11 protein-coding genes are annotated in these 12,320 nt (G+C 36.4%); 4 read left to right on the top strand and 7 right to left on the bottom strand.

What is annotated here, in order from left to right:
* Window positions 1–566: 566 nt before the first annotated feature.
* Window positions 567–1,544, bottom strand: a complete 978-nt coding sequence (locus tag C0V77_RS22530; protein ID WP_101728656.1) for an aldo/keto reductase — start codon at window positions 1,542–1,544, stop codon at window positions 567–569.
* 189 nt (window positions 1,545–1,733) lie between these two features.
* On the opposite strand from C0V77_RS22530, the gene C0V77_RS22525 reads away from it, so the two are divergent.
* Window positions 1,734–2,639 carry an AraC family transcriptional regulator gene (locus C0V77_RS22525; RefSeq protein WP_101728655.1) on the top strand — a complete coding sequence of 302 codons (906 nt, stop codon included), beginning with the start codon at window positions 1,734–1,736 and terminating at the stop codon, window positions 2,637–2,639.
* A gap of 50 nt (window positions 2,640–2,689) precedes the next feature.
* Window positions 2,690–2,875: a nitroreductase family protein gene (locus tag C0V77_RS23625; protein ID WP_143706167.1), complete on the top strand. Its 186-nt coding sequence runs from the start codon at window positions 2,690–2,692 to the stop codon at window positions 2,873–2,875.
* A 798-nt stretch (window positions 2,876–3,673) separates the two neighbouring features.
* Here the strand turns inward: C0V77_RS23625 and C0V77_RS22515 are convergent.
* The 6 genes from C0V77_RS22515 to C0V77_RS22490 form a co-directional block, all read right to left on the bottom strand.
* A complete protein-coding gene (locus C0V77_RS22515; RefSeq protein ID WP_101728653.1) occupies window positions 3,674–4,318 on the bottom strand; it encodes an START domain-containing protein in 645 nt (214 codons plus the stop codon).
* 3 nt (window positions 4,319–4,321) lie between these two features.
* Window positions 4,322–5,221, bottom strand: coding sequence for a sterol desaturase family protein (locus C0V77_RS22510; RefSeq protein ID WP_158238000.1), 900 nt, complete (start codon window positions 5,219–5,221; stop codon window positions 4,322–4,324).
* 242 nt (window positions 5,222–5,463) lie between these two features.
* The gene (locus tag C0V77_RS22505) at window positions 5,464–5,706 is read right to left on the bottom strand and encodes an acyl carrier protein (RefSeq protein WP_101728651.1); all 243 of its coding nucleotides are present in this window, start codon (window positions 5,704–5,706) and stop codon (window positions 5,464–5,466) included.
* Between the two features lie 44 nt (window positions 5,707–5,750).
* Complete coding sequence (locus tag C0V77_RS22500) at window positions 5,751–6,200, bottom strand: DUF2147 domain-containing protein (RefSeq protein ID WP_158237999.1); 450 nt, start codon at window positions 6,198–6,200, stop codon at window positions 5,751–5,753.
* 285 nt (window positions 6,201–6,485) lie between these two features.
* Window positions 6,486–7,256 (bottom strand): hypothetical protein, encoded by a 771-nt coding sequence (locus C0V77_RS22495; protein ID WP_143706166.1) that lies wholly within the window; start codon window positions 7,254–7,256, stop codon window positions 6,486–6,488.
* 85 nt (window positions 7,257–7,341) lie between these two features.
* Window positions 7,342–9,849 carry a DUF5686 and carboxypeptidase-like regulatory domain-containing protein gene (locus tag C0V77_RS22490; protein ID WP_101728648.1) on the bottom strand — a complete coding sequence of 836 codons (2,508 nt, stop codon included), beginning with the start codon at window positions 9,847–9,849 and terminating at the stop codon, window positions 7,342–7,344.
* Window positions 9,850–10,056: 207 nt separating this feature from the next.
* On the opposite strand from C0V77_RS22490, the gene C0V77_RS22485 reads away from it, so the two are divergent.
* Complete coding sequence (locus C0V77_RS22485) at window positions 10,057–10,683, top strand: RNA polymerase sigma factor (RefSeq protein ID WP_101728647.1); 627 nt, start codon at window positions 10,057–10,059, stop codon at window positions 10,681–10,683.
* A complete protein-coding gene (locus C0V77_RS22480; protein ID WP_101728646.1) occupies window positions 10,673–12,091 on the top strand; it encodes a hypothetical protein in 1,419 nt (472 codons plus the stop codon). Before C0V77_RS22485 ends, C0V77_RS22480 begins: the two co-directional genes overlap by 11 nt.
* Window positions 12,092–12,320: the final 229 nt, after the last annotated feature.

The raw sequence follows: 12,320 nt of genomic DNA, 5'->3' as shown, positions 1-12,320 counted from the left end.
CAGTCATCTAATCCAGAGTTTAACTGGAACTATATTAATATGCTATCTGACAGTTAATTTTAGTGCCCTTCTGTCAGATTAAGTCTTGTCTATTACACCGCAGATATAATGTAGGTTTCTCTTACAGGCTCCCAGTTTATCAGAACTTGGGAGATGGCGAGCTAAAATCATTGCCACAATACGGGGTAAACCTTACTGTGAATTTTTGAATTTTCACTTTGATATAAGGCAGTCAATGAATTGAGAAATAGGTCTTATCTAATAAAATAGAGATATAATGTACATCAATCAGTTAATTTACGAATCAAATTAACTGATTGATATGCATCTTAATTAATACCTCGTCAATTGACATAACCTCTGGCAAGATACAATTTTATGAACAATGTGCCTAATAACATGATTCATATACCTGCTGATTTTTTCTTGAGACTTTTCATTTTTTTTCAATTTTAGCTGTTGAAGTAGATGTTTGGAACTCCACTCTAATCTGATGTATGATTGTTTGTGGTATTATGTCACGCCCCATCTTAACATTGAGACGTGACATAGACTTTTAGCAAAAACTAACGGTCAATTGTGGCCATGCTTACCTCATTGTGCCTTTCACCAGATGCTGGAGTCAGGTTATTTAACCGTTCCAATTGAGAAGCACTTAAATCAATACTATCGGCTGCTGTATTCTCTTCCACACGTTCAACCCTTCTGGTGCCTGGTATGGGAGCAATATCATTTCCCTGCGCCAATAGCCAGGCGAGTGCTATCTGTGCGGTAGTTGCTCCAAACTCATCAGCAACAGCCTTTACTTCTGCTACGATACGCAGGTTACGTTTAAAATTTTCACCTATGAAACGCGGATTGGTCTTACGCCAGTCATTGTCTGCGATTTGATCAGGGGAAGTAATCTGGCCTGTCAGGAAACCATGTCCAAGTGGAGAGTAAGGAACAAAGCCTATACCTAATTCGCGTAGCAAAGGAATCAGTTCTGTTTCGGGATCACGGGTCCATAAAGAATATTCTGTCTGAAGTGCTGTGATTGTATGCACCGCATGTGCACGGCGGATAGTATCAACACCTGCTTCTGAAAGCCCTATATGTTTTATTTTACCTTCTTTTACAAGGTCGGCCAATGTGCCCACCGTATCTTCAATCGGTGTATTGGGATCCACCCTGTGCTGATAATAAAGATCGATGTAATCTGTTCCCAACCTTTTTAAGGAGCCCTCTACTGCTGTACGTATATTGGCAGGTTTGCTATCTATTATACCTATACCGCCGCCCGCATGAGATATGAAACCAAATTTGGTTGCAAGTACTACTTGATCCCTTCGGCCCTTGATTGCTTTTCCAACTAGTTCTTCATTGATGTACGGACCATAGATTTCAGCTGTATCAATGTGAGTTATACCCAGTTCTAATGCCCGATGAATAGTACGGATAGATTCTTCGTCACTTCCAGCACCTATATCGTAAAAGCCTGACATCGACATAGCCCCCAATCCTAAACGGGAGACTTCGAGTTTCCCAATCTTAATGTATTTCATAATTGTACTTTTTATTGTTTATACTGACCGATAGTCTTTCGGTTAATTAATAATACAAATTTCATTGTAAGTTTTTGTTTTGGTATTATACGGATTACGGTATTACTTACCAATTTAACTGATAATGATTTGCAGTACATACAGCCTGTAGCAGAATTACTAAATTTGTACTAAATAATATACAGCAGCATGGAAAAGACATTCAACTTTAACACGGTACATGAATATAATGATTTCAATAATCATGAGACCCTGCACCCCATGGTAAGCATACTGGATTTTTCTAAAGCCAATCCCAGGGCGGGAAGCTGGATGAATTTTGGCATATATGCTATCTTTTTAAAGGAGGTGGATTGCGGAGATCTCAAATATGGGCGTGAACTTTACGATTATCAGGATCGTACGCTGGTTTTCTTTGCACCCGGACAAGTCGTTAACGTGGATAATGATGGTAGCTATTATCAGCCCAAGGGTCATGGCTTGGTGTTTCATCCTGACATGATATTGGGTACTTCACTTGCAAAAAAAATGGATCGATATCATTTCTTTAGTTACCATTCCAATGAAGCACTTCATCTGTCTGTCAAAGAGCGGAAACTTGTGCTTGACTGCTTCTCCAAAATCAAGTATGAACTTCAACAATGCATCGATAAGCATAGCAGGGAAATCATTGTTTCTAATATCGAACTTTTTCTGAATTATTGCATCCGTTTCTATGATCGCCAGTTCATCACAAGGGAAAATGTCAACCGGGGTATTCTTGCAAATTTTGAAGAACTGCTTAATGAATATTTCAGATCTGGCAGATCCCGTGAAATTGGACTGCCTTCTGTCGCCTATTTTGCAGACCAGCTTCATCTGTCACCTAATTACTTTGGAGACCTTATTAAAAAAGAAACCGGTAAATCTGCACTGGAATACATACAGATCAAAATTATAGAAGTAGCCAAAGAGAAAATATATGACTGGGACCAGTCATTTAGTGAGATTTCATATGATATGGGGTTCAGATACCCCCAGCATTTCACCATATTTTTTAAACAGCATGTAGGCAGCAGCCCCACTGAATTCAAGCAGATGATTTCAGCGAATTAATTATATAGTATGGATAATATACTGTTTTATGATGTTGTGAGTGACAGGCATTGCTGCCAGAGGAAATACCTGATGATATCCTCGTTATAGTTTTAGAAGAATCCCAACTGTCTCCTTCAAACTGTAATACACAGCTCTGGAATGTCCATATTGTTTCCGGTCAGAAACAGCAGGAACTATCTCATAAACTTATAGCAGCGGAAGCCGTAAGAAGTACCGTTGCGGAATCGGTGTAATTATAAATTGATTATTGAATCCTTTTTGATTTTATCCAAAAAAGATATACAGGCTTTTTAAAACAATGAAGCGATGTTAAGTTTATAAAGAGCTATTTCAAAGACATCAAAGTGTAAATTTCTTTTCTGGTGGGATATTGCCAACTCATTGCTGTTTTTACATATTTTGATTGAAAATGATGTTACGCAACTTAAAATTGATTGAGCATCATCAATTGGAGATGGATTTAGATTATGGTAAGCTACTTTTACTTGGATTCGCTTTTGTGATTACAGATCTGCAAAAGGAAATAATCTGGGTAAGTAATGATTTTTTATATGACGGGTTCTCTGCCAGAAGAAGCAGTCGGCAATAAACCCATTTTTTATAGGGCATCAGAACAAGTAAAAAATAAGTCCATCTAATCAATGGAAAACTACAACCATTAGAAATAATAAAAGTAACACGCATAAATTACAAAAAAGACCAGGAGCCTTATTGTTGTGAGATTAAGATTTCTCCGGTCAAAAACATTGACAGTACAATAACACAATTTTCAGCACTGTTTTAGACTGGGCAAACGCGCTAAATGAAAGGAATAAAGAAAAAGATAGATAGTAAGTGAATTTCATAATGAGCTTTGATAAAGTACTGCAACAGAACCAGCGCTCAATTATGTAGAAATTTTTTGGAAATGCTGCTTTAGAAAAATATCCTAAAAACTTTATTGAAAAGATATCAGATAAAATCTGCTTGTATGTTGGTCAATGTAAATTCTATCCTCTGCTCTCAAAATAGTGATAAAAATCACTCGCTTATTAATTCACAATATTCAAACTGTTGGCATTTCTATATTTATCCAATAAAAGCTGTTTTTTAAAACCCCTTATAGTTTTTATGGGGCCTTCGTCGAGACTCAGATTAACAAGCCATGCCGTGATATTTCCTCCCGGGTCTGAGCTGAAAATATATTCTCCATAAATGATATTTTTTTTAGGAGTAAAGGTCCATTTCGAGTTGAAATTTTTAATTCGCACCATATTTTTATTCTCCGGCAAGACCAAAGGTTTGGCATACGAGATAGATGTAACTACTTTAGTCTGTGGATTCTGCTGAATAATGCTATGAATAACTATATCCCTATCGTCTAGTGGAAAAGGGAAATCAATTTTATTATAATATTCCATTTCAAAATCGCTGAATTCTTTTATTGTATAAGAGTGAGCAGCCCTATAGACCCATTGTGTATAAGCTTTTGCATCTTTTAAGGCTTCTACAATATCACTCAAATTACAGGTGAAAGTAGTCTGGATTCTTACTTCATTTAAGTGGCTATTTTCAATACTTCTGAAATATACTTTTATCCCATTGGTCTCTTTTACAAATTTCCATGGGGTTTCTTGTGAAAATAAAGCTGATGTAGTAAAAACTAGTATGTACATAAACAATAAATTCTTATTCATAACTCACTTTTTATAATTAAATAAGCGATTTATTAATAACTTAGAGGAAATCAATCCGGGTACTTTAGATAGAAAGTTTTTAGATTTTTCTTCACCTCTATATTTTCCGAAAGGCATTAAAATCAGGTTTTTAATATCGGAGTTTTCCTCTACAGCCATGTGTGTATCTACGCCAAAAACGGTCTCCTTTGCATCTAATTCTCTGAATGTACCAAAGAGTCTATCCCAGATACTGAGTACGTCTCCGTAATTACTGTCTGTATAAGGCAATTGGTAATGATGATGCACATGATGCAGGTTAGGAGTGATAAAAACCCATCCGGCTATTTTGTCGATTTTCCCGGGCAAACGAAAGTTTGAATGCGCAAATACATTGGAGACAATCTGAATAAATTGGCGAAAAATTAAGACCCAGAATAAAGTACCTGTCAGAAATACCCAGATTACTAAAAAAGACAAGCGGATAAATGTCTCACCCGGATGCTCCCGCAGGGTTGTTGAAACATCAACTACGCTGTCACTATGATGAACCAGATGAAACTTCCAGAGCGTTTTTACATGGTGCATCAAAACATGATAGGCGTATTCACAGAAATCCAATACTACAAATGTAATCAGAAAGACATAGAACTGATTATTGATTGTGGGTAGCCAGTTCATCAAACCAAAATGATTTTCCTTATCAAAATCTATTGCTTTCAATAAAATAAAACCCAGTAATAATTGAACCGGAATGGCAGGGAGCGCAAAAAAGGCATTGGTCAGTGCATGTTTCCACTTTCGGTAATTGAGGGTAAAGCCTGAAAAGTTTTCGATATTCCAGAATAGAAAAATACTGCTTGTCAGTATCAGCACCCTGTGCCAATCGGGGGCAGTTGAAAAATAATTAATTAAAGCATTCATGTTTCTACTCATTTAGGTTTTATAAATTATTCGAAAAAAGGTGTGATAAAAAGGTAGATGGTAAGCACCAAAATACCTTTCTGATTACCTAAATGAATACAGAAACCTGTATCAGAACTTTTCGAACAGTTATAATCTTCTGTTGTGATTCATTCAGGAAATACAATTCCAGCCATTGAAATAGAATTTCAATAGGATTTTCATGAAAATCCGGGTTTAGAAAATATCGGGTTTAGGTTGTATTATGCGTGAGCAAATACTCTTTGATTAAGATAGGTCTTTATATCTTTAATGGTTTGAAATTCGCTCAGTTCTGTATCAGAGATTTGTATAGCAAAAACAGATTCGATTCTCAGCATTAAATCTGTCACGTCCAACGAATCTAATCCAAGGTCTTTAGTTAGGTGCGCCGAATCTGTCAAAGCTGTGGGTAAAATGCCCATCTCTTCAAAACAGTGATTCAGTTTTTTGATAGTGTCTTCCATTCTTTATTCTGGTTTAGTAATATCATTCAGGTCTATATTATGCATCAGTTTACCCGATGAAACTCCAGGTTTTTACCGAGTAACTCAATACCCCAATAACCCCTCACAATAAGTGTATCGCGGGTTTTTAATCTTACAACCGAGCTATATTTTCTACCTGTATTGGGGTCGTAGATTGTTCCATTGTTCCATTCACCATACTGTTTATACGTAAGGCTCTCTACTACCTCCATGCCAAGCCATTTTCTGTCTCGTAATCTGGTGTCAGGATTTTCAGTATCTTTAAAAGAATTCATATCAGGTGTTTTAGAATCGCACCAAAACCAGACAACTTTGCCAAAATAATGAGCATTTCTCTTGAAGATTTCTACTTTTAAGTCCTTGTCTGCCGAAAGCCAGATTCCAATAATTTTATTGGCTTGTAAATCATCGGGCTTTGAATGAATAGCGTAAATATTTACAAGCAAAAGGCTGGTATAAAATAGAGTTTTCATGTGCATTATCTTTTATAAAGTTGTCATATAAAATCAGATAAAAAACTAAGTCAGGCATATCTATCAGGAGCTTTTGTTGCCGGGAAATTTGTATGAAAAATATCTTCACGATGTTCAGGCACATCATTAATCTCCTGACGACTCAGCCCAAAATCCGTTCTGAAATTCTTAGAAAGTGTTACTCTGATGGAGGTGTCAGAAAATCCGTATGAAGGTACGATGTCTAAAAAAACATATTTATTTTCATGACAACCTCACATTCAGAAGTATTGCAATTGGTCAGGGTTAATTCTCTTTTACTGCTTTTTTCTTGCCGATATTATAATCAAAAAGACCGACTTTTATTCCTGCATTCATATAAAAACCACTTATCTGGCTACTGGTAGGAATCAAAAGCGGATTGGTGGAGGTGGCTTTGCTTTTTCCGGCTGTTATACGATAACTGGCTCCGAGAAACACTTTTGCATACTTAAGTACATTCATTTCCAGATTGATACCCGGTTGAATCATAAAAAACAGATTATCGCTCATGCCATCTCTTCTGCCTCCTCTGTCCCAGTCACTGTGCACCCCTTCTCCTTTCATGCCTTTTTCGCCAAATAAATCCCATTTACCTCTTTTTCTTCCTGCTGAATTAATTCTGGCCATGCCCGCACCAATAATTAACGGAAAAGAAACATGAATCATTGAATTGGGTTTAACGGTATATTCCAACTTTAGTCCGCCAAACCCTGCATCAAAATTATAGGCTTTTGTTGAACTCAATTGTGTAGGCGTATAACCTCCAAAGGTCGTATAAACCACACCGCCGATACCCCATTTCTTATTAATCTGCAACATGGTAGAAATACCACCCATAGGTGTGAAACCACCCGCCAGACGTCCATAATGTAGTTCAGGGGCTACATACAGGCCCAAATAGTTGACTTTCTTAAGGGGATTCCATTCTTTTTTGCCGAACAAAGTTTTAGTCTCGTTGGTGTCTTGTGCATAAATACTTGTAACCATACACAACCCGACTAACAGCATGCCCATTCGCTTTTTTGATTGCATCATTTTACTGGTTTAGATTAATTTTCCTTACTATTTAACTTTACACCAATGGTTAGTAAAACCGTTGCCTCTTTGATAAAATTTTAATTTAAAATTTCAGTTTTAAGCCCGTAAATATGCCGAATCTGGAAATGGCCGGGTTATCATTATGCGTGAGCCGCCAGACGGCATCCACTGTAAACACATGAAAGATATTTTCGATGCCAACGCCAGCCTCTACAAATGGCACACGTCTGGTACCGGTTCTTATCTGATTCAGGATATTATAAGTTTTATTAGCCGCCGACATATCTCCCCAATACATATTGGCAGTGATTCTCTCTCGCCAGTCAAGTTTATTGAGTAGCGGTATTTTATCAAAAATCAATCCTCCCAGCGAATAACGGGTTAGTAAACTTACATACTTGTCATCAGCAAATTCATAGGGGTTCATTGTATTGAATGCATAACTGCTTAAAAAATAAGATTCGTTTCCCCGGGGTACATGCAATAAAATATAGGGAAGCGTACCAAAGGTTTTGCCTATGCTGAAATTATAATACAGATTCCCTTTGGGAGGTAATTTGAAAGTCTGCATAATACCGATATCTGCCTTGTGATAATTGAAAAATGTTTTGGCAGTTGTTTTAAAACCAAGCGTATACCTGAAATGCAAAACCGGGAAAGGGGTGCTTAAATGAATTTTATCAAAATTGAGGATGGTTGTGCGTTCATTGTGTGCATATCTGAAATCAATACTGGCTTCGGTGGTATAGAGTTGATGAAGCTTATCTATGAGTTGAGGATTTTCGTCTCTATCTTTTTTTTGGTAGACAAAGGCAAAAACAGGGTCAAATGATTTATAGGCCACCGCCGCTTTCATTGTCCAGTTTTCGGTCAATTGCCGCTGATGCAATAGTTTGAGTTCTTCAACAAAAACCTGATACGATGGGATAGGTTTACGAAAGGCAAAATTGAACATATTGTCTTTATCAAGTTCGTCGTCGTTAACTGTCACCATATCATAATCTTTATGGGCATAAAACTCGGTTTTTACCCAGGGTGAAATCGAATGCAGGTATTTAATACCTGCGCCTCCTTTCAGCCTTTTGTCTCCAAAGCCATAGGCTATATAACCATTAAGGTTTATTTTTTTGTTGAAGTCTTCCAGTGTCCAAATTCCAAATCTTGTTCTCCAGCCTTCGGTAAGATTACGACTGATAAAGGATGAATAAGGCCCTATGCGCAAGGTTTTATGGGAAAAATCCCAATAACCACTGGCTAAAAAAGTGATAAGCCTGACCCTCTGATTAAATCTTTTATTTTCTTTCAGCGAATTTACGGCCTGATAAATGGCCATTTCGTGTTTATTCAAACTATCCAGGCGGGCATTTTGCCAGAACTGTTCGGTTTTATTCAGATAAGCAGAGTCGGCCTTTGAGTACCTTGATTTAAAAAGTACTGTATCTCTTAGCTCTTCATTAATCTTCACCTTATCATAGGTGGTAGTATTGAGAAAAATCAGATTTTCTCTTTGTTTATTCCTGGAGGTAAAAGGTAAGCCAATTAATTCAGGGCCTGATTCAATATCCACCTCAGACTTCATTTTCTTAGGCATCCAGGCTATCGTTGTATCGGCTGATACAGTTATGAAATCCTGAATAAAATGTACACTTTTGATAAGGTTCATATTCACGTCTTTGCTGATCGTCATATCAAACTTCTGTACGGCATAAGAATCATCCTCAATCCACATTTCGCCCACAAAAGTATTTTCATTTTTACGTTTGGGTGTAAACTTCATCCTGAAGTAGCGATGAGATGGGCCTGTCATAGTGGTGTCTATGACCTCGTATTTGTAATAATGGGCACCCACATCCGAAATCGGACTTACAAAATTGTTGCTGTATAGGATATTCCAGTTGTCATAAATATTGATTTTCTCATTGTATTTTTCGAACTGCCTGATCAATTTATCCGTTTCAAGACCGATTGTTTTTCGGGCTGTTATATTCTGAATCTGAACCGGCGGTTTCTTTGAATGATAAAATGTTGAAAGGGTTTCGTAGAAATAGACCGGCATAATGCTTCTATTAGTTGAGTCAAGATTCTGATAGGTTGAATATACCAGTTCTTTCATCGTGCCTTTTCTCAGTTTATGAGTCTTCACATTTTTCAAATCAATCTCAGATTTGGTATAGATTTCGTATTGATAATTGTTAAATTTATCGAAGTTATTGTAAGGCTTTCTTGCAACCACTTTTTTCCAGAGTGCCTTTCCGGGGTCGGCATAAGCAGTTACTATTACCTCATTTAATTTTACAGATGCACTGGTGAGCAGAAAGATGAAATTCTGAGAGGATTGTGAACCGATAAACTGACTTTGAGGCAGATAGCCCACCATTGAAACAATCATGGAGTCTGACGCTTGCGTGGTTTTTAAAGAGAAGAAACCATCAAAATTGGCTTGCGCTCCGATTTTTGTGCCTTTAATCTGGATATTCGCAAAAGGGATTGGCTCTTTTGTGGCAGCATCCATTACCTTCCCACTTAAAGTCTTTGTGGTTTGGGCATGTGCGCCTAGTGTAATAATAAATAACAGGATTATATACTTCATTCATGCATTGGTTCTTTATCTGTCATTACACCCGAGAGAAAGTAAGCGTTGCCTGAGCGGCTGATTATATATTTTTACAAACCTGGCAAATAATAAAAATAAGGTTTGAAAAGGCAGAGATTAGGGTGCCATCTCCACCTTTTGAATTTATTTTTTCCCCCAGGCAACGGTTTATCATCAGATTGTGTAAATACATACATACACTAAATGAACAGAAAATTGTTTTTTAACCTCAGAATACCCTTTTCAGAAGATAAGCTTGAAAGTGTGATTAAAGCTTGTCTCGAACGCAATCCGCATGCCCAAAGCTTATTGTATAAACAGTATTTTGGATTTTCGAAAAGTGTATGTCTGCGCTATTCATCCAATCAGGAAGAGGCGAAGGAGATTTTGAATGAAGGCTTTCTGAAAGTATTTAATAACCTGGGAAGCTATCAGCCAAAATACCCGTTTAAGGCCTGGTTAAGGACAATCATGGTTAATACGGCGATTAATTATTATAGAGACAACAAAAAATATAATCAGGAATTAACAATTGAGAGTATTGAAGAGCCTATTTATGACGAAGATATTATTAATAAAATTTCGGCCGATGAAATACTCACGCTAGTGCAAAAGCTTACACCAGCCTATCGAACTGTATTTGTGATGCATGTGGTGGATGGATACAATCATAGAGAAATTGGAGAAATACTGGATATTAGTGAAGGTACCTCTCGTTCAAATTTTATGAAAGCCAGAATGAAATTACAAATTTTAGTACAACAGGAATTTCCACATTTATACGAAAACTACCATCATGAAACCTTAAAAGCCCGACAAAATGGATATTGATAAATATAACGAGGCCATCAGGCAGAAACTTGAGAGTATCGAACCAACATTTGAGGAGAACGATTGGGCAGAAATGCAATCTTTTATGGCGCTTAATGCTCCTAAAACTTCATTCTGGGGACAATATAGTCGTTTATTTTTGTATTCTGCAGGCACTATAGTGCTTATCACCTCATTATTATTTAACCTTAAGCAAAACTATGCATACACATCTCTACTTGATACCAATAAAATTTTACTGGAAAAAATTAACAGTCAGGAACCTACTAAAGAAAAGGTAGTTTACCAAACCGATACTGTTTTTCTGACAAAATATATTTCTATAAATCAGCCAATTAACTTACCCGTAGTTGAACAGGTATCTGAAGATATACATGTAGTAACGCAAAAATCAGAAAATATAAATAAGCAGAATAAAGAGATAAAAGATAGCCCAGCAATGCTTAGCGATGAAAAACAACTCAAACAACTGCATGAAAATATTGCTCAAACAGGAAAAGTTGAAAATAAAATCATTGAATCAGGAAACGTTGAAAAAAATAGTATAACTGAACCGCTAAAAGAAGAGGTAATAAATGATGCAATAAACAAAATCACTGTTACTGCTAAAATGGATAGTTTAACTCAAACTGAACCAATTGTAATGAGTGAAAATATACCGCTAAATATTCATGCCATAAACAGTATTCCACTAAGTCCGCACTTATATTTATGGAGTAAGCAACAACCTAAAATAAAGTACAATTCACCATTTGCTGAAAACCATTTAGTTCCAAAGAAACGCAAAGGAATAAGTTTTCCTTCCATTTCCCTGGATAACCTGAAATATAGGGTTGGGATAAGCCTTAATTCAGGTAGTGAAGAAATAGGCGGCGGTCTTTTGGGTGAAGTGTTATTGAACAAGCGTTGGAGTGTTAATGCAGGCCTAAAAGTGTTAAATATAAGCGGTAGGAGTTACTTTACGGCAGAACAATTTGAATTCGATAACAAGCAGGATTTCAGACAATTGTATGCTCCATTTGTTCCGCTTAATAATGATATATTGAATATTGATTTTCAACATTATTTATTACAAATTCCGATTGGTATTACGTATCACTATCCTCTCCGGAATGATTTCACACTATTGTTTTCAACCACAACAGACCTCAATTTGTATGGGTGTCAGATCATCAATTTTGATTATAAAGAAGATAGTAGGAAATTTGGACAAGGGGATGTTAGCGAAAAAGTTTCAACAGGTGTTTTAAATAATATTGAGTTTTCGGCTGGACTTGAAAAGAAATTAAACCGAATGGTGTTTCAGGTATATCCTTATATATCTACTCAATTGAGAGAAACAAGTTACAAAACAGAAGAATTCGTGATTGGAGCTAAACTACGGTTTTTTGTAAATCTAAGCAAGTGATTATAAGTAACTTACATCATCACTCTATTTTTAAAACATTCAAACAAGCATCCATATTTGAAAGTATCCTATACCTGTCTCTTAAGTTACTCATTCGTTTTGAAATTTTTTTAATCAGAATTTGCTATAGAAATTTAGAGCCTGTTTAAAAATAGCTAATAAAAAATAATAAGAGCATCTAATGCTCGCCGAAAAACACTTTCTTTGAAGTGACCAAACAAAAAAGAGA

This window comes from Emticicia sp. TH156, assembly GCF_002855535.1.
Classification (GTDB): Bacteria; Bacteroidota; Bacteroidia; order Cytophagales; family Spirosomataceae; genus Emticicia; species Emticicia fluvialis.
Note: the sequence above shows the minus strand (reverse complement) of the source record. Positions and strands in the feature narration are given on the sequence as shown.